Origin of the sequence: Citrobacter sp. RHBSTW-00029, assembly GCF_014104295.1 — a bacterium.
Taxonomy (GTDB): Bacteria; Pseudomonadota; Gammaproteobacteria; order Enterobacterales; family Enterobacteriaceae; genus Citrobacter; species Citrobacter youngae.
Window position 1 is genome coordinate 2,148,033 of the sequence record NZ_JABXRT010000001.1, and the last position, 19,386, is coordinate 2,167,418.

The window sequence follows — 19,386 nt, forward strand, 5'->3', positions numbered from 1 at the left end:
GACAGGATCTCCCCTGTCGGCACGTTATCTCAGGCCAGCGTTGAAATCTCTTCCAGCGAAACTTTGCGTGTTTCGATGCCAAAGCAAAAAAGAATCAGGGCGCACAGCACCAGCATTATGCCTAGCACGATAAAGACCGTAATCGAACCGTAGCGGGTCAACAAGATAGCGACGCCATAGGGCGTAAATACTGCGACAATTCTTCCCACGGCATTCACAAAGCCCGATCCCCGCAATCTAAGGTGTGTGGGCCACAGTTCGGGGACATATACCGCAGAGGCAAAGCACACATACATATACAAAAAAAGATCATCACCAACCCGTAGCTCAAAATAGCCCACTCTTCGGTTTGAATCGAATAGAAATAGCCGAGCAGCGCGATAATAATCAACAAGAATGAACCAAACAATCGCCGTGGAAAACGGTCGATAATCAGTGTGGCTATAAATATCCCAACAGGTGCGCCAATCATAATTATCGCGGTCATAAAAATAGATTTCGTCACATCGATTCCCGAATTAACAAAAATCGTCGGGATCCATACCGTAATGGTATAGAGCGAAATATTCATCGCAATAAGCACAGTGATTGCCACCAGAGTACAACGCAGCATCGGTCCTTTGAACAAGAGCCAAAATGAATCACTTTCCGTGCTTATATCCGCCGTCAGGCAATCGCTATGACAGGAAGGTAAAGTAATGTTTTTTTCTTTCTCAATTTGCAGTTCCACCTGTAGAAGATGTTTTTCAGCTTCGTTTCTCTGTCCTTTGCCAGCCAACCAACGAGGAGATTCAATATAGTACTTTCCCGACAGATACCATGCTAAGAGCATTGCCATGCCACCGAGTAAAAACATCATCCGCCAGCTTAGAAAGGCGATAATCACAACGCCAATTGCCGCCGACAGCATCGGCGACCAGTTGCCGACAAACGACAGGCGAGCAGACCACTTCCCACGCACCCCGGGCGGAATAAATTCAGTAAATGAGGCATAGCCCACCATAATTAGCGCTCCCATTCCGCTCCCCATCAGGAAGCGGAAAAAGATAAGCCAGTACATGTTAGGCACAAACGTTGCCGCACAGGCAGAGACCCCGACGATCAGCAAATTGAAGCGAAACGCCTTACGTCGGCCAAGATAATCACCAATAAAGCCACCGGTTAGTGAGCCAATAAAATAGCCAAACATCAGAGCCGAGGTAAACACGGCGTTGAGGTAATTATTTGACCAACCGGTACTGACTAATTTTGCCAATACCACATTCCCGGAATAGCTGAGAAAACCGGTGACTAATAAACTAAAACTGATAATGCCGAAAATACGAAAATGAAATCGAGATAAAGGTAAGCGATCTAATCTTGCACCGATAGGGTCACATTGTTCCATCTGGATGCCTCAAATTAAGCTAAATAGAAAGTATGGCGATCGCGGCAGAATAAATTTCGCCGCGCCATCCATCATCATTAGGTTCTTATGGCATTGTCCAGGTGCAAACTAAAATAATATCGACACGCCCTACGTTAAAATTAATATACGAGTTGAATATTATTCTCTTTGCAAAATGCAATCCACTCTGCACCCGGTGCCTTATTGGTTATAAGGTAATTAATATGGCTAAAGTCCACGAGCTGGACGAAAGCTTTACGATCAAACTTTGAGTGATCAACTAACAGGGCCACCTCAGTCGCCTGGCGGATCATGGTTTTTTTGATTTCCGCTTCCGCTTCGTTAGAATCAAGCGCCCCGCTCTGCATATCCAGACCTTTGCAGCTCATCACCAGGATATCAACATGATAGCGGCTGATAATCTCCTTGGTGATCCTTCCCTGAAGCGACAGCGTATTTTTATTTAATTCACCGCCAGTAGAAACAACGTTAATCTCTGACTGTGCCAGCTCATGAAAAGCTTCAGCCGAGTTGGTCAGTAGCGTCAGATCGTTTCTTTCCTTCAACAGTTTTAATAATTCCATCGCGGTACTGCTGGAGTCGGCAGCCATGGTGGTCTTATTTTTAATAAACGGTAATGCATTACGGGCAATGATCTGCTTTTCTTCAAAAAAAGATTTTGCACGCTTATAAAAATGGATATTGTCGGACAACGCGGTGGTATTGAGCACTGCACCGCCATATGTTCGGGTCAAAAAACCTTCATCTTCCAGTTTTTCCAGATCGCGGCGAATCGTTTCTTCAGTCACCTGAAAGATCGAACTTAAATTAGATACCGCTACTTTCTTATCATTCGCCACCATTTGCTTAATGGCCTGAATCCTGTCTTTTGCCGCCACGATGACACCTCTGTTTCCTGCAAAGTAATAATAAGACCCAAGTATCTCACAGGCTATGTTTATTTTCAAAAGAACATGTCTGAATCACAGATTTTAATACTATTTTACACAGAAACAGAGGTAACTCCCATTTGGCTTATTTTGTATCCAACGCCTCAGCCATTCGCCTCATCAATGAAGAATCATCATCGGTTAGGGAAATCGTTAACGCCTGAACATTATCACGAACCTGTTCAGGCGCGGTTGCGCCGCTCAGCAAGGTGATTAAATTGCTTTGCTTCAAAATCCACGCCAGTGCCAACGCGGGGATTGTGCAGCGGTATTTTTCGCACAACGGCCGCCATTGCTCAAGCATGTCAATCACCCGTAGCATATTGTCCCGTTGGAACCAGACTTTGTTGGCCCGCGCCCCGCCCGGGACATAATCTCTGGCGATAGTACCGGTCAACAACCCCTGCTCGAGCGGTGAATAGACCTGCACCACGATGCCATGCTGCTGGCATAACGGCAGCAGTTCAGCCTCCAGTGCCCGGTCAAGGATGCTGTACTTGGCCTGGATGATATCCAGCTCACCGTGTTTGAGATACTCCCTGATATGTTCCGCATCGACGTTCGCCGCACCGATAGAACGAATTTTCCCCTCTTTCTTGAGTGCGTTTAGTGTATCGACGGTTTCTGCAATCGGCGTAAAACAGGGTTCGACCGACTGCCAGTGGGTCATGTAGATATCAATGCTCTCAATACCCAGTCTTTGCAGGCTGGCATCCACCTCTTCGCGAATCGACTCGGGCGTGAGGTTTTTATACAACTGCCGGTCGCCCACTTTGTTAAACAGGCTGCCTGTTCGTTCCCAGACGATGCCGCATTTGGTTTCAACAACGATATCGTTACGCGGTAGCTTTTTCAGTGCCTGTCCGACAATCACTTCACTGTTGCCAAAGTTGTAGCCTGGCGCGGTATCAATCAGATTAATACCGCAGCGATGCGCCTCAACAATGGTATCAATACATACCTGCAGATCGAGATCGCCGTTCCACGCCGGACCGCCGCCAATCGCCCAGGTGCCTAATCCCATGCGGGAAAGCGTAATATCCGTACTGCCTAAAGGAATCATTTTCATCTGCCGCTATTATCCTTCATATTCATCGAGAAGTTGTTCAACCAGCTTTCTGTTCTTCACACCCGTCGTGGCCCCTACGCTCAAAACCGATATGGCTGCCGTTGCATTAGCAAACAGCGCGCACTCACGCAGGGTTTTGCCTTCAAGCAGCGCTGAAATAAATCCCGAGGCAAAATTGTCTCCCGCGCCGATAGTGTCGATGGCGGTAATTCCCGAAACGGCTGGAACTTCGATTTTCATATCGACACGCTTGATAAAGCAGCCTCTCTTGCCGGTCTTAATCACGACGGTTTTCACGCCACAGTTCAGGAAACTGTCGGCAATCTCATCCAGCGTCTCTTTCCCGGTGAGCAGTTTTGCCTCTTCAAAATTGGGAAACAGATAATCCACGTAGCTCAGCGCTTCACGGATATCGTCCAGCGTTTCATTAAGCCGCGGTTTAATCATATCCGCGCAGATAATAAGCCTATGCGCTTTCGCCTGAGTGAAAATTGCAGTCAGTACATCGCCATCCAGTAACGGGCTATTAAAAATACTCGCCAGCGACAGCAGCTTTGCTTGAGAGAAGCGGTCAAAATCAACATCGCTGATATTCAGTTTCCATAAGCTGCCGTTACGGTTAGTCACAAAAGTACGCTCGCCATCGGCGGTGACTAATCCCACGTTAATAGATGTATCAATTGCGGCATCCTGCTTCAGGCTCTGAATATCTATATTCTCCCGACGACAGTGGTCGAGAATAAAATGACCTGCTGCATCAGCCCCAACCCGGCTCATTAACGCTGTACGATGACCGAGACGAGAGATAATTGTCGCTTCGTTAATTGCGTCGCCGCCGGTTGTCATCGCTATTCGTTCTAACGGATAAGAGTCAACATCAAAGATATTTTTACTCACAGGCTGTAAAGGAATATCAACAATAGCAGCCCCTATACAAATAACCTCGATATTATCCATGTTGTCATTCCGCTTTACCGTCAGAACCGAACAGTTTAATTTTCTCCAGCGCGCGCTCTTTTACGGCTTTACGTACTTCACGTTCAACGTGCAGGAACGGCTGGTCCTGGTTCTCCTGCACTGCCACCATCGCAGCCTGGCACAGTTCGGTGTGAATGTTGATTTTAGAGATACCTAATGAAATGGCTTTTTTGATATCCGCATCGCTGATACCTGACGCACCATGCAACACCAGTGGAACGGATACGGCTTCGCGCACGCGTTTAACCACGTCGAAATTCAGTTTCGGCTCTGAGGTATAGACGCCGTGCTGGTTACCAATCGCTACCGCCAGCGAGTCACAGCCGGTACGCTCGACAAATTCCGCCGCCTGGTTCGGATCGGTATAGTGATAACCCGCCAGTGCCTCTTCGTACACCGTTTCATTGCCCACATGGCCCAGTTCCGCTTCGACCGGTACACCCAGTGGATGGAAAAAATCCACGGCCTCTTTTGTCAGACGAATATTCTCTTCGAAATCAAAGGCAGAGGCATCACGCATCAGCGAATTCATGCCATGAGTCCAGGCGTTATGGATAATCTCCATGCTGCGGCCGTGATCCCAGTGGGTAATAACTGGAACCGAGGCCTTTTTAGCCATTGAAACCATCATGTGCGAAAAATCTTCGAACGAGGTATTCCCCACAAAACCAGTACCGAAGGAGATAATCACCGGCGATTTCGACTCTTCCGCCGCATCAATCACCCCCATTAGCATTTCTGCATTCCACACGTTAAAGTGAGCAATCGCATAATGTTTATTTTGGGCATCATTTTCCCAATATTTAATATCTGCCAGCATAGTTATTTCTCCCTTTGCGATAAATTAATGATTTACTTTAATTACGCCTTTAATAATTTCGCTTTTGTTATTAACGGATTCATCAAACGCGCGCTGAACATCTGCATAATCGTAAATATGCGTCACCATCGACTTCACATCAAAACGCCCTGAGGAGATGGCTTCAATCGTGACCGGGTAGCGGTTGGCATAACGGAAAACGGTCTGAATAGACACTTCACGGTTAATTTTGAGGAAATTAATCGCTGAATCACCAGGTACAGTACCCACGATCATGATTTTCCCGCCGCGCATTACCAGATATGGAGCCTGCTTAACAGTGATCGCTGAACCTGCGGTTTCAAAAACAATATCGGCCCCCATATCTCCGGAGAACTGCTGGCAGCGGGCAACGGTGTCCTCTTTCGCCCCGTTGATCACGGTCGTCGCGCCAAGCTGCTCGGCCATGGTCAGACGTTTGTCCAGCACATCAACCACCGCAATGTCGGTAGCACCCAAACATTTACAGGCTTGCAGGGTCATTAAACCAATACAGCCCGCCCCCAGAATGACGATTTTTTTGCCCGGTTTAACGTCCGCCAGCATTGCGGCATGCATCCCTACCGCCGCGGGCTCTACCAGCGCGCCTTCCATGGTGTCCATATTATTGGGTAACTTGTAAGTGAAGCTCTCCGGATGGCACAGATAGTGGGTTAGCGCGCCGCGATAATTAGGCTGCGTGGCCATAAAGTCAACATCAGGGCAGATGTTGTATTTCCCTTCCAGACAGTAGCGGCAGTGACCGCACGGCACACCCGGTTCGATATTCACCCGGTCGCCGGGTTTAAATTTAGTCACACGGTTCCCTACTGCCACCACCGTACCGGCGCATTCATGCCCCAGACCAATTTCCTGATTGGGATCTTTCGGCGGAATAAAAGGACCCGATTCAAAACCATGTACATCTGACCCACAAATGCCAACGAATTCCACTTTAATCAGCACTTCGTGCTCTTTTGGCACCGGGATATCGGCGGCAATAATTTTCATCGTGCCCGGCGTTTTTAATATCGCTTTTGAATTTTTCATTTTATTTCCCATCAATATTATTTGCTGGTAACTGCATCAATACCGAGACTTTCGACAGAGACGCCTTTGGTTTCAATTCCGATGGTAGCAATGGCGACAGCGACAATAATGGAGACCGCCCCCAGCAGTACAAATACACCCGTCACTCCATAACCGTTAAGCAATACCGCGACCGCATAAGGCGCGGCGATACCACTAATACGCCCTACCGCATTCGCCAGACCAGAACCGCGAAGTTTCGCTTCGGTTGGCCATATTTCCGGAACATAGACAGCGGAGGCATAACAAACATACATATAAACAAAGGTAATCAGGAAAAAACCGATTAATGTAATTAACAGCATACTGGTTTGCAGCGAATAGATATAACCCAGTACAGCAATTAACACTAATAACCCCACACCCATTGTTTTTCTCGGAATTTTATCCATGACCAGCATGGCGATAAAAATCCCAAACGGCGCACCGAACATGCTCATGGTATTTAAGACAATGGAGTCTTTCAGATTAATACCCTGAGTCATAAATATTGTCGGTAGCCAGTTAATTAAGGTGTACTGAACGACGTTCATGGCAATCAGAACAAAAGAACCCAAAATAACCCGCTTCAACAATACACCTGTTAATAAGGCGGAGTACGGTACAGAACGCGGTTGTTTGCCATCATCCTTTATCACGACTGGCGGCAGTGGCTTACCGGTCTGTCGAATGACACCTTCTTCAATTGCCCGCATCACCTTTTCGGCTTCCTGGTAGCGCCCGCGAGACTCCAGCCAGCGAGGCGACTCAGGGAAACTTCGCCAGGCAATAACTGTTGCTATGAGCGACAGCACCGCAGGAATCAACAACTGTACGCGCCAGTTCCATTCCGCGCTGATAAGTGGCGTCAGCCCCATCGCAATCAGCGAACAGAGTGGATAAGACCAGTTGCCGATAAACGAGACCCGACTCGACCATGTACCACGATTTCTGCCAGGCATATATTCGGTAAACCCGGCAAATAAGGTCACTAACAGCGCGCCTAATCCAACTCCCATTACAAAACGGCAGGCGATCAGAAAGGTCATATTGGGTGAAAATGCACCCACGATCATAGAAATAATATGAATCGCTTCATACAGAATAAATGCGTTTTTACGCCCGATTTTATCGCCAATAATTCCCCCGCCGAGCGCACCGAGAAACATTCCAGCCGTCGTAATGGCAGAGAACGTGGCGGTGGTGGAATTATCAGTCCAGCCAAGTTCTTTTAACTGCGCGAGAATTAATCCGCCGACGGCATTACTCCAGCAAACCAGTAATCCGAAGGCAACCATGGCAAACATTGACGTATGCCAGCGACAGTCAGGCAGCCTGTCCAACCTCGCGCCGCAGTGCGGTTTTGCTATTTGTTCCATCCGGGAACCTTCCTTTAATAAATGGAGTTATTCATCAAAGTCGTAGGTCATGATGACCTTAATCGCAGTCTTATCGACCATCGCGTCAAAACCTTCTCGCCATTGCGATAAGCCGATACGGTGAGTGATCATCGGTTTGACTTTTATCGCACCGCTAGCGAGCAGGCGAATAGCATTGCGCCAGGAAGTGGAATCGTAGGCCATATGACCAATGATGCTTTTATTCCACGCAGTGATGTCGTTAATAGAAAAATCGAGAGGTTTAAAGCCCATGCCCACGCGAACGACTTCACCATTCGGGCGCAGCATTTCGATCGATTGTTTAAGGGCGATATTGGCACCGGAGCATTCGATAACCAGTCCCAGGTTGTCTTTACCGCAGATTTCCTGGCAGCGCGCGACCACATCTTCGGTGGAACCGTTGACAACCGCTGTCGCCCCCAGCTCTTTGGCGATCGGGAAGCGTACGGCGACGTCCTCTTCCAGCCCGACCATTACGATATTTACGGCCCCCATGATGCACGCCATTTGCACGGAAAAGAGCCCTAATGGGCCGGTGCCGAAAACCACGACGTCCTGGCCGGGAAGGAATTTGGATTGCTGAGCAATAGATTTGTAGGCGTTACAGATAGGATCCAGCACCGCCGCTTCTTCATAATCAACGCCTTGTGGGATTTCCCACAGCGCATGGCGGTGAATTTTGAGGATTTCCCCCGGCACCAGGCAATATTTAGAGAACCCTCCGCCCCATGTGTTGTTGTCGAGACCTAAGTTCACTTTTTCTGTACAACACAGAAAATCTCCTTGTTCGCAGGCCGGGCAAACACCGCAGACATGTCCACTATTGTCAGAAACCACCCGCTGACCGACTTTCCAGTCCTTAACTTTGTCGCCAACGCGGACAATTTTACCGGCGAACTCATGGCCGCGGATGGAGTTAAATTGATCAGATCCGCTATCAACATTGTAGTGTTTCATGTCCGCGCCGCAGATAGCCGCCGCTTTGATTTCAATCACGATGTCATCCGGGCCACAAACCGGTTCCGGTACATCAATCATCTTATAGCCGCCAAAGGCCTTGCCAAATCTTGCCAGTGCTTTCATTGAATTTTCCTTTGTGTTCAGTTTTGCATCAGTGACAATCATACTTATCTATATAATTTTTGAGGTCAACATTAAATCTTTAAAACACAGATTATTGTCTGCATTTCACAACCAAGATCACAAATAAATGCAAAGATGAATTGAATACCAAGTGAACCTGGCAGCCGCTTCGCTAAAATGGCGTGAATTCCTTCGCATTTTTCCTGTTATGAAACTGTTAACCTGCAGGTGCTGTTTTTTTCGCCACGCCATTTCCGTGGCGTGTTTACTTGTTTAAATGTCAAAGAGGAACACCGATGAAACTTTTGCCTTTGTTGGCAGCATTACCCCTGCTCTGCGCGAGCGTTGTTTCCGCCAGTTCGCTGATGTCAGTTGGCTACTTTAATGGCGGTGGCGACGTCACTGCCGGTCCTGGCGGCGACATCAATAAACTGGATGTTCGCCAGATTACCCATCTCAACTATTCGTTTGGCCTTGTCTACAACAACGAAAAAGACGAGACCAATGACGCCTTAAAAGACGCCAGCAAACTGCATCAAATTTGGCTTTCACAGAAAGTGCAGGATGATTTGCTGAAAATTCCACAGCTGCGTAAACAGAATCCGAACCTGAAAGTTCTGCTTTCCGTCGGCGGCTGGGGCGCACGCGGATTCTCCGGGGCGGCAGCAACGAAAGAATCGCGCGCGGTGTTTATTCAGTCTGCGCAAGAGATAATTGCGAAATATGGCCTGGATGGCATCGATCTCGACTGGGAATATCCGGTTAACGGAGCCTGGGGACTGGTCGAAAGCCAACCGGCCGACCGCGCGAATTTTACCGCCTTGCTCACAGAACTGCGGGCCGCATTGGGGCATAAAAAACTGCTGACCATCGCCGTAGGCGCAAATGCGGAAAGTCCGAAAAGCTGGGTGGACGTGAAAGCCATTGCACCATCACTCGACTACATCAACCTGATGACCTATGACATGGCTTACGGCACCCAGTATTTCAACTCGAACCTGTATGATTCGACGCAATGGCCGACGGTCGCCGCGGCGGATAAGTACAGCGCCGATTTTGTGGTCAGTAACTATCTTGCTGCCGGTCTGAAACCGAGCCAAATGAATCTGGGCATTGGCTTTTATGGACGCGTACCAAAACGCGCCGTTGAACCAGGCATTGACTGGAGCAAACCTGACGCGCAGAAAAACCCGGTTACCCAGCCCTATTTCGAGCCTGCGCAAATTGAGTTGTTCAAATCACTGGGCGTCGATCTGAGTAAAGATACCTATGTGAAGTACAACGATATTGTGACGAAGTTGATCAACGATCCGCAAAAACGCTTTAGCCAGCATTGGGATGATGAAGCAAAAGTGCCGTGGATATCGGTGCAGTCTGCAGATGGAAAAGCACTTTTTGCCCTCTCTTATGAAAACCCGCGCTCGGTAGAGATCAAGGCTGACTACATCAAGAGCAAGGGACTGGGAGGCGCCATGTTCTGGGAATACGGTGCAGATGACCAAAACCAGTTGGCGAAGCAGTTAGCCGATTCGTTAGGCATCAAACACTGATCCCAACGCCTGACACAATAGGTTATGATTAGCCCATTCTGCTGCGCCAGCCTTTGGCGCAGCTCTTCATTTTCTACTGGAGGCATGCGCTTTTATGGCTTTTATCCCTAAAAATTACGCCCGTCTGGAAGTTGGATACCGGGAAAAGGCGCTAAAGCTCTTCCCCTGGGTTTGTGGACGTTGTTCCCGTGAGTTCGTGTATTCAAATTTGCGCGAGCTGACGGTACATCACATCGATCACGATCACTCCAATAACCCGGAAGACGGTAGCAACTGGGAGATGTTATGCCTGTACTGTCACGATCATGAGCATTCGAAATACACTGAGGTTGATCAGTATGGTTCCACTGTAGTGGCGGGGGAAGATGCGCAGAAAGACGTCGGCGAGGCGAAATACAATCCGTTTGCCGATCTGAAGGCGATGATGAACAAGAAATAACATCAACTGCGGGCCCGACACCGATGTTTGCCGGGCCAGGTTAATCAGGATTTAAACGTCGCAATCGGTTCGGGCGTAATCCCAAATTCCATTTTAAGCTGCTGCTTACTCTTCATCACCATCTCACCGTTGGTATCGATCGTCATATGCTGTGCGTCAATATTGTTTCGCGCTTGCCATAACATCACCAGCTGTAAGCTGTTCTCTTTTTGTTCTGCCGTTAGCGCCACGCCATCCGGCCATTTACCGAGTTCAACGGCAGTCGATAAGCGCTGATAAACTTCCGGCGTCATGCTGTTGATCATCTCATCAAGATTCATGTTAAATCCACTCTCCGTAGAATAATTTGCTGAATCGTTTCTTTAGCCCTTGGTTTGCTCGCCGTTTTCACCATCGGTGAAGTTCAAAGACGCTGAGTTAACGCAGTAACGTTCACCGGTAGGTTTCGGACCATCCGGAAAAACGTGTCCGAGGTGCGCATCACAGTTACCACAGCGAATTTCAATGCGCTGCATGCCATGTGAAGTATCTTTTATGTAACGGATAGCCTCTTCACTGACGGGCTCGTAAAAGCTGGGCCAGCCGCAGCCAGAGTCATATTTTGTCTCGGAACGAAATAGCGGTTTGTCGCAGATCAGACAGTGGTAGATGCCGTCACGCTTGTTATGCAGCAAACGCCCGGTAAATGGCGGTTCTGTCCCGTGATTCTGCGTCACGTAGAACTGCATTTCGGTTAAATTTTTTTTCAGTTCTTCTGGAGAAGGTTGATTAGCCATTTGCTCACATCTCACTTTATCTAAACTCACATTGCGAGACAGATTCTAACAAAACATTAACACCGGAGTGCGAACTTTTGTTCTAAACTTGATCCTTGCGAAATGGCAGCCTGCAATTCGTGATAAGAATCACGTTTTTATCTTAATTGCCCTTTAAAATTCGGGCCGCCGACCCCATGTGGTTTCAAGCCCAAAGGAAGAGTGAGGCGAGTCAGTTGCGCAAAGCTTAGGCAGCAGATTGATTTGTCGCAATGATTGACACGATTCCGCTTGACGCTGCGTAAGGTTTTTGTAATTTTACAGGCAACCTTTTATTCACTAACAAATAGCTGGTGGAATATATGACTATCAAAGTAGGTATCAACGGTTTTGGCCGTATCGGTCGCATTGTTTTCCGTGCTGCTCAAGAACGCTCTGACATCGAGATCGTTGCAATCAACGACCTGTTAGACGCTGACTACATGGCTTACATGCTGAAATATGACTCCACTCACGGCCGTTTCAACGGTACCGTTGAAGTGAAAGACGGTCATCTGATCGTAAACGGTAAAAAAATCCGTGTTACCGCTGAACGTGATCCGGCTAACCTGAAATGGGACGAAGTTGGTGTTGACGTAGTTGCTGAAGCTACTGGCCTGTTCCTGACAGACGAAACTGCTCGTAAGCACATCACTGCTGGCGCGAAAAAAGTGGTTCTGACTGGTCCGTCCAAAGATAACACTCCGATGTTTGTTAAAGGTGCAAACTTTGACAAATATGAAGGTCAGGACATCGTTTCTAACGCTTCCTGCACCACTAACTGCCTGGCTCCGCTGGCTAAAGTTATCAACGACAACTTCGGCATCATCGAAGGTCTGATGACGACTGTTCACGCGACCACCGCTACTCAGAAAACCGTTGATGGCCCGTCTCACAAAGACTGGCGCGGCGGCCGCGGCGCATCCCAGAACATCATCCCGTCCTCTACCGGTGCTGCTAAAGCTGTAGGTAAAGTACTGCCAGAACTGAACGGCAAACTGACCGGTATGGCGTTCCGCGTTCCTACCCCGAACGTATCCGTTGTTGACCTGACCGTTCGTCTGGAAAAAGCTGCTTCTTATGAAGAAATTAAGAAAGCAATCAAAGCTGCTTCCGAAGGCCCGATGAAAGGCGTTCTGGGTTACACCGAAGACGACGTCGTATCTACCGATTTCAACGGTGAAGTTTGCACTTCTGTGTTCGATGCTAAAGCTGGTATCGCACTGAACGACAACTTCGTGAAACTGGTATCCTGGTACGACAACGAAACCGGCTACTCTAACAAAGTTCTGGACCTGATTGCTCACATCTCCAAATAAGTTGAGATGAGTATCTGATCCAAAAAGGCGACTTCGGTCGCCTTTTTTTATGACCAAAATATTTATATACCAAGGATTGCATCATGATTAACAAAATTTTCGCTCTCCCGGTCATTGAACAGCTTACCCCTGTCCTCTCCCGCCGTCAGCTTGATGAACTTGAGGTTCTTGTTGTCGATCACCCACAGGTTAAAGCTTCTTTCGCGCTGCAGGGCGCACATCTTCTTTCCTGGAAACCAAACGGCGAAGAGGAAGTCCTGTGGCTCAGTAACAATACCCCGTTCAAAACAGGCGTAGCGCTGCGTGGCGGCGTCCCCATTTGCTGGCCGTGGTTTGGCCCGGCGGCTCAACAGGGTTTGCCTTCTCATGGTTTTGCTCGTAACTTGTCCTGGACGCTGAAAGCGCATAACGAAGACGACAATGGCGTGGTGTTGACGTTTGAACTGCAGAGCAACGCTGAAACGCGTCAGCTATGGCCACACGACTTTACTCTGCTTGCCCGCTTTAAGGTCGGTGCTACCTGTGAAATCGAACTGGAAGCCCACGGTGAGTTTGAAACCACCTCCGCACTGCATACCTACTTCAACGTGGGTGATATTGCCGCAGTGAAAGTCAGTGGTCTTGGCGATCGCCTGATCGATAAAGTGAACGATGCGAAAGAAGATGTGCTGGCTGACGGCATTCAGACCTTCCCGGACCGCACCGATCGTGTCTATCTGAATCCGGAAGCGTGCAGCGTGATTCATGATGATGCGTTGAATCGCAATATCGATGTCGTGCACCACCACCATCTGAACGTTGTCGGCTGGAACCCGGGTCCGGCGCTGTCCATTAGCATGGGCGACATGCCGGATGACGGTTACAAAACGTTTGTTTGTGTAGAAACGGCTTACGCGACCGCTTCGCAGAAAACCACCGAAGAAAAACCATCTCGCCTCGCGCAGACTATTCGTGTGGCTAAACGCTAAGACAACTCTGCGCATCATGCCGGATGCGGCTAACGCCTTATCCGGCCTACAAACCGCTCGTAGCCGTAGGCCTGATAAGCGCAGCGCCATCAGGCAAATCAGGCCATATCCAGCGCCGTTTTACCTTTTGGCGCCGGATATGCCTCATCTAACAACTTCAGTTCATCAACCGAGAGCGTGATATTCAGCGCGGCGGCATTTTGTTCGACATGCGCTACGCTTGCCGCTTTTGGAATCGCGATCACGCCCGGTTGACGAATAACCCACGCCAGTAAGATCTGGGCGGTACTGGCATCGTGTGCACGTGCAATGTCGCTAATCACCGAATGAGTGAGCAGACCACGGCGCAACCGTCCCGCCTGGGCCAGCGGACTGTAAGCCATGACCGGCATCTGCTGTTGCTGACACCATGGCAGCAAGTCATATTCAATGCCGCGCGACGCTAAATGATATAGCACCTGGTTAGTGGCGCATTGTCGTCCACCTGCAACCTGCCATAGCGCCTGCATCTCGTCATAATCGAGATTCGAAACACCCCACCGACGAATTTTCCCCTGAGCGATGAGTTTTTCCATGGCGCTGACGGTTTCTTCATAAGTAAAGTCCCCCGTCCAGTGCAGCAAATAGAGATCCAGATAGTCGGTTTTCAGCCGGCGCAGACTGCCTTCACAGGCAGCAATCGCTTTCTGGCCTCCGGCATTCCACGGATAAACTTTTGAAACCAAAAATGCACCATCGCGCCGTCCCGCTAAGGCTTCGCCAACAATCTCTTCTGCTGCACCATCAGCATACATTTCTGCCGTATCAATCAGACGCAGTCCCAGATCCAGGCCAGCCTGCAACGCCGAGACTTCATCACGACGACGGCAGGGGTTCTCCCCCATGTTCCATGTTCCCTGCCCAATAGCAGGAAGTGATACCTGTTTTGTAAACATCACTTGTTTTACTGTCATAGTTACCCCTGAGCACATGCACCACAGTAAAGCAAAACATGGGTGATGTGTCCTGTGAGGGTGCACAAATTGCACCATCCTCGTTTGGAGGGCTCGTCGTTAATCAGACACAATAAAAAACCCGGGAACAGTATTTATTTCCGGGCCCAGACAGATAACTTGTTAGCTGTACAGAGATTATTTTAAACGGCCTAAATATTTACCTTCTTTCATGGCGTTTATTTTTCCGTTCTTATACACAATAACCGAAATCAGGCCTGCACTGTAAGTTTGCGCATCTGCATTATTTTCATCATTGGCTGCCGGGCTACCATTAATGTAGGCAATGCCATCGGTACCACGTTTAAAATCAACCCCCAGTTTATTCACATGTATAGATTTTACCATACTGGCGTTAACCGGAACATTCGCTTCACTAACCATGGTTTTATGATCATGTTGCAACTGACGACGGTAAGCCTCGCTAATAGCATGAGCAGGGGCAACAGTTGATGCCACCAGCGCAGCGGTAATCATTAATTTATTCATGAGTAAAACCTTAATATTTATTGTGATTATGATGATGGCTGGAATTACCGTCATTTGTGATGTACAGGTTCTGTGCATTTTCTATAGCCTGTTTTTCCGCTGCAGCATTGATTGTAGCCTGACGATTCTGCTCAGCAACGTAGCATGCATCCCGACTGACGCCCTTGTTCTCACAGTCATTCATGCGAGAGGCCTCGGTAGAACAACCCGCCAGAATCCCACCCATCACAGCTATCATGATTAACTTTTTCATTATCTATACCAGGTTTATTCTCAAAAACCTTCATCGCAGATTATATTTCTGCAAGAAAGAATTACGCTCACTATTTTCAAAGTTTGAGTAATATCTGCAATAGAATATTTAATGTCAATTTTAATTTTTTCAGATAATTACCTAAAGAATGTAAAATAAAAATTAAACGTTTTGTTTTTTAGTTTTCACATGAAAGATGACTTTCATGGTTAAATTAAACGATAAAAATAGTTATCAGATATTTTCAACACGTTTTGCAAGGTTAATTGAGATCCAGGAGTAATAACAAAACAGTGCATTTTCAGTATATTGCCGTAGTAGATTTTGTTAGTCGCTAACGATGATTGGTTCTGCGACACCTGTATTTCTTACGCTGTAAGAAAATCGATATCAGACTAATTAAATAATACGTTCCTTTTTGGTAACTACACCAGGTAAAACACGTTAATTATTCGTTGCAGCATCGCATAAGGCAGAATCAGCAGAAATCGTGAATTCTCATGCTTGAGATCAACATTCATTCCCGTCAGGCATAAAAAAGCCCGCATAACGCGGGCTCATGTTCAGCATTGGAAATGCATCAGAACTTATAGGTGATACCCGTTGAGATCAGACCCGTCCAGGATTTGTCTACCATCGGGCTGTCTGTCACTTCATCAGATAAACGGGTGTAACGCGCAGTACCGTACACGCTCCAGTCGCCTAAGAAATTATAGTTGGCGCTGAGTTCAAGGTACGGATTCCAGCTGCTTTCAGGATCGTAGCTGCGTAAACCACTGCGGGACGATTCGTGGCGCGATACACCGTAGTAGTACTGGTTCTGGTTTTCACTGTTCCACTCAACACCAATCCCCGGTGTCAGCGTCAGGCCCCCGTTGGTATAACGGTACAGCCATGCCAGATCCCATACGATACCATTACTGTTATCCAGTGCGTCTCCCGCGAGGCTGGTACGCAGGAAACCATATTGTGTGTTATGCACGTAAGAAAGCCCGGCCATCATGGTGCTCTTGCGCTTATCGAGATTGCGCAGACGGCTATCGTCGCTGTCGCCCGGCTTGAAGTACAGTGGCGACCAGTACGCCATCACAGATAATTTATCTGTATTGTCATTCCACAGGTAGTAACCGCCGCCCAGACCACGGAACCAGAAGTTGTCGCTTTCATAGGTCACAACAGGGACCGGGTAAACGTCACTATCGTAGTTTTTGTAAGGGTGTTCAACCACACCAACGCCTGCGCCCAGCGTCAGGTTGCTTTCTGCTTGCGCGACGCTCGCGGACGTGGCAATAAGCACGCCAAGTGCCAGAAGTTTGAGTTTGGTCACAATCCATAATTCCTTATTCAAATGTTTAGCGACGAAAGTGTAACCGCCAATACGCTTCAGCCCAACTATTTTACGTATTACCTGCCCAATGTAACCCCCTAATTTCTCAACGAGTGATGACATTTTGCTTGCAGTACGGTGAACACCACATGAATTCAGCCCCATTTCTTTACATAACATGTGCTTTTTTTGCTGATGAGTTATTGATATGCCATTGAAATTCATTTGCGCGTACAGGCAAGTTTTGCAAATGCCATCTACGCTTAAATTTAGAAGGTGTATCACCGAATACGTTGATCTCCTGACCATCGAAATGGCATGAGAGTTGCTTATTTCTTCAGCAGCGACGTCGTTCAGTTTACCTCTTCAGGGGCCTCTACTATTCATATGAACGGCTCTTAACATGTGCTAAAAAACGAAAGGACGGCATACCATGAATATATTCGATCACTATCGCCAGCGTTATGAAGCTGCCAAGGACGAAGAGTTCACGCTGCAGGAGTTTCTTACCACTTGTCGGCAAGATCGCAGTGCTTATGCCAACGCGGCAGAGCGGCTATTAATGGCTATTGGTGAGCCTGTCATGGTTGACACTGCCCACGAACCTCGACTTTCTCGACTCTTTTCGAATCGGGTGATTGCACGTTATCCCGCTTTTGAAGAGTTTTACGGCATGGAAGACGCGATTGAACAGATTGTTTCTTATCTGAAACATGCGGCTCAGGGGCTGGAAGAGAAGAAGCAGATCCTCTATCTGCTGGGGCCGGTGGGAGGCGGAAAATCATCGCTTGCAGAGCGACTGAAATCGCTGATGCAAAGAGTGCCCATTTATGTCCTCAGCGCCAATGGTGAACGTAGCCCGGTTAACGATCATCCGTTATGCCTGTTTAATCCGCAGGAAGATGCACAGATCCTGGAAAAAGAGTATGGGGTCCCGCGTCGCTATCTCGGTACAATCATGTCGCCGTGGGCTGCGAAGCGTTTGCATGATTTCGGCGGGGACATCACTAAATTCCGCGTCGTCAAAGTCTGGCCGTCTATTCTCGAGCAAATCGCCATCGCTAAAACGGAGCCTGGTGATGAAAACAACCAGGACATTTCCGCTCTGGTCGGGAAAGTGGATATTCGTAAACTCGAACACCACGCCCAGAACGATCCTGACGCCTATGGCTACTCAGGTGCGCTGTGCCGCTCCAACCAGGGGATTATGGAATTCGTTGAGATGTTTAAAGCACCGATTAAAGTGCTGCATCCTCTGCTGACCGCCACCCAGGAAGGAAACTACAACGGGACAGAAGGTATCTCCGCCCTGCCGTTTAACGGGATTATTCTTGCCCACTCGAACGAATCTGAATGGGTAACGTTCCGTAATAACAAAAACAATGAGGCGTTCCTTGACCGTGTTTACATCGTCAAAGTGCCTTATTGCCTGCGGATCTCTGAAGAGATCAAAATTTACGAAAAACTGCTTAACCATAGTGAGCTGACCCATGCGCCTTGCGCACCGGGCACGTTGGAAACCCTCTCTCGCTTTACCATTCTTTCTCGCCTGAAAGAACCTGAGAACTCGAGCATTTACTCGAAGATGCGCGTTTACGATGGCGAAAGCCTGAAAGATACCGATCCAAAAGCGAAATCCTATCAGGAGTATCGGGATTACGCCGGGGTTGATGAGGGAATGAACGGTCTGTCCACGCGTTTCGCGTTTAAGATCCTCTCTCGCGTCTTTAACTTTGACCATGCCGAAGTGGCAGCTAACCCGGTTCATCTGTTCTACGTACTGGAGCAGCAAATCGAACGCGAGCAATTCCCGCAGGAGCAGGCTGAGCGTTATCTTGAGTTCCTGAAAGGCTATCTGATCCCGAAATATGCTGAATTCATCGGCAAAGAGATCCAGACGGCTTATCTCGAATCTTATTCCGAATACGGACAGAACATTTTTGACCGTTATGTGACCTATGCGGATTTCTGGATTCAGGATCAGGAGTATCGCGATCCAGATACCGGTCAGCTGTTCGATCGCGAGTCACTGAACTCAGAACTGGAGAAAATTGAAAAGCCGGCGGGTATCAGCAACCCGAAAGATTTCCGTAACGAGATCGTCAACTTTGTTCTGCGTGCCAGAGCGAATAACAGCGGTCGCAATCCAAACTGGACCAGTTACGAAAAACTGCGCACGGTTATTGAGAAGAAAATGTTCTCGAATACCGAAGAGTTGCTGCCGGTCATTTCGTTTAACGCTAAAACCTCGACTGACGAGCAGAAAAAGCACGACGATTTTGTCGACCGTATGATGGAAAAAGGCTATACGCGTAAACAGGTACGTTTACTGTGCGAATGGTATTTGCGCGTACGTAAATCGTCTTAACATAAGTGCCCGGTGGTGCATGCGCTTACCGGGCTTGCAAAATAATGTTCCGTAGGCCGGATAGCGCCAGCGCCATCCGGCACTTACAGACATGGCGAACAGTTGGCAGTACGG

At 48.2% G+C, this 19,386-nt stretch carries 18 protein-coding genes and 1 pseudogene; 5 read left to right on the forward strand and 14 right to left on the reverse strand.

Going from position 1 to position 19,386, the window contains the following annotated elements:
- Positions 1–29: 29 nt before the first annotated feature.
- From HV041_RS10665 to HV041_RS10700, 8 genes and pseudogenes are all read right to left on the reverse strand, one after another.
- Positions 30–1,387, reverse strand: a pseudogene (locus HV041_RS10665) (MFS transporter).
- 140 nt (positions 1,388–1,527) lie between these two features.
- A complete protein-coding gene (locus HV041_RS10670; protein WP_048211911.1) occupies positions 1,528–2,286 on the reverse strand; it encodes a DeoR/GlpR family DNA-binding transcription regulator in 759 nt (252 codons plus the stop codon).
- Between the two features lie 136 nt (positions 2,287–2,422).
- A complete protein-coding gene (locus HV041_RS10675; protein WP_048211912.1) occupies positions 2,423–3,406 on the reverse strand; it encodes an aldo/keto reductase in 984 nt (327 codons plus the stop codon).
- A gap of 9 nt (positions 3,407–3,415) precedes the next feature.
- Positions 3,416–4,363, reverse strand: a complete 948-nt coding sequence (locus HV041_RS10680; RefSeq protein ID WP_121584534.1) for a sugar kinase — start codon at positions 4,361–4,363, stop codon at positions 3,416–3,418.
- 4 nt (positions 4,364–4,367) lie between these two features.
- Positions 4,368–5,204 (reverse strand): ketose-bisphosphate aldolase, encoded by an 837-nt coding sequence (locus HV041_RS10685; protein ID WP_061067762.1) that lies wholly within the window; start codon positions 5,202–5,204, stop codon positions 4,368–4,370.
- Between the two features lie 24 nt (positions 5,205–5,228).
- Positions 5,229–6,272: an NAD(P)-dependent alcohol dehydrogenase gene (locus HV041_RS10690; RefSeq protein WP_121584533.1), complete on the reverse strand. Its 1,044-nt coding sequence runs from the start codon at positions 6,270–6,272 to the stop codon at positions 5,229–5,231.
- A gap of 17 nt (positions 6,273–6,289) precedes the next feature.
- Complete coding sequence (locus HV041_RS10695) at positions 6,290–7,669, reverse strand: MFS transporter (protein ID WP_121584532.1); 1,380 nt, start codon at positions 7,667–7,669, stop codon at positions 6,290–6,292.
- Between the two features lie 27 nt (positions 7,670–7,696).
- Positions 7,697–8,773, reverse strand: a complete 1,077-nt coding sequence (locus HV041_RS10700) for a zinc-binding dehydrogenase (RefSeq protein WP_121584531.1) — start codon at positions 8,771–8,773, stop codon at positions 7,697–7,699.
- A gap of 296 nt (positions 8,774–9,069) precedes the next feature.
- Between HV041_RS10700 and HV041_RS10705 the strand changes: the two genes are divergently transcribed.
- Positions 9,070–10,323, forward strand: coding sequence for a glycoside hydrolase family 18 protein (locus HV041_RS10705; RefSeq protein WP_121584530.1), 1,254 nt, complete (start codon positions 9,070–9,072; stop codon positions 10,321–10,323).
- A 94-nt stretch (positions 10,324–10,417) separates the two neighbouring features.
- The gene (gene yajD / locus HV041_RS10710; protein WP_003030690.1) at positions 10,418–10,762 is read left to right on the forward strand and encodes an HNH nuclease YajD; all 345 of its coding nucleotides are present in this window, start codon (positions 10,418–10,420) and stop codon (positions 10,760–10,762) included.
- A gap of 44 nt (positions 10,763–10,806) precedes the next feature.
- Here yajD and HV041_RS10715 read toward each other — a convergent pair whose 3' ends face one another.
- Both HV041_RS10715 and msrB read right to left on the reverse strand, forming a co-directional pair.
- Positions 10,807–11,082 (reverse strand): YeaC family protein, encoded by a 276-nt coding sequence (locus HV041_RS10715; RefSeq protein WP_048211919.1) that lies wholly within the window; start codon positions 11,080–11,082, stop codon positions 10,807–10,809.
- Positions 11,083–11,124: 42 nt separating this feature from the next.
- Positions 11,125–11,538, reverse strand: a complete 414-nt coding sequence (msrB, locus tag HV041_RS10720; RefSeq protein ID WP_061067757.1) for a peptide-methionine (R)-S-oxide reductase MsrB — start codon at positions 11,536–11,538, stop codon at positions 11,125–11,127.
- Between the two features lie 341 nt (positions 11,539–11,879).
- Here msrB and gapA point away from each other — a divergent pair, with 341 nt between their 5' ends.
- Complete coding sequence (gene gapA, locus HV041_RS10725; protein ID WP_003030697.1) at positions 11,880–12,875, forward strand: glyceraldehyde-3-phosphate dehydrogenase; 996 nt, start codon at positions 11,880–11,882, stop codon at positions 12,873–12,875.
- 83 nt (positions 12,876–12,958) lie between these two features.
- Entirely contained in the window at positions 12,959–13,843 is an 885-nt protein-coding gene (locus HV041_RS10730; protein ID WP_048211921.1) for a D-hexose-6-phosphate mutarotase, read from the forward strand.
- 98 nt (positions 13,844–13,941) lie between these two features.
- On the opposite strand, the gene HV041_RS10735 is transcribed toward HV041_RS10730, so the two are convergent.
- The 4 genes from HV041_RS10735 to HV041_RS10750 form a co-directional block, all read right to left on the reverse strand.
- Positions 13,942–14,796: an aldo/keto reductase gene (locus HV041_RS10735; protein ID WP_048211922.1), complete on the reverse strand. Its 855-nt coding sequence runs from the start codon at positions 14,794–14,796 to the stop codon at positions 13,942–13,944.
- Positions 14,797–14,973: 177 nt separating this feature from the next.
- Positions 14,974–15,324, reverse strand: a complete 351-nt coding sequence (locus tag HV041_RS10740; RefSeq protein ID WP_121584529.1) for a hypothetical protein — start codon at positions 15,322–15,324, stop codon at positions 14,974–14,976.
- Between the two features lie 10 nt (positions 15,325–15,334).
- Positions 15,335–15,577, reverse strand: a complete 243-nt coding sequence (locus tag HV041_RS10745; protein ID WP_121584528.1) for a hypothetical protein — start codon at positions 15,575–15,577, stop codon at positions 15,335–15,337.
- A gap of 580 nt (positions 15,578–16,157) precedes the next feature.
- Positions 16,158–16,904, reverse strand: coding sequence for a MipA/OmpV family protein (locus tag HV041_RS10750; protein WP_048212595.1), 747 nt, complete (start codon positions 16,902–16,904; stop codon positions 16,158–16,160).
- A gap of 433 nt (positions 16,905–17,337) precedes the next feature.
- Here HV041_RS10750 and yeaG point away from each other — a divergent pair, with 433 nt between their 5' ends.
- Positions 17,338–19,272 (forward strand): protein kinase YeaG, encoded by a 1,935-nt coding sequence (gene yeaG, locus HV041_RS10755; RefSeq protein ID WP_005120355.1) that lies wholly within the window; start codon positions 17,338–17,340, stop codon positions 19,270–19,272.
- The last annotated feature ends 114 nt before the right edge of the window (positions 19,273–19,386 follow it).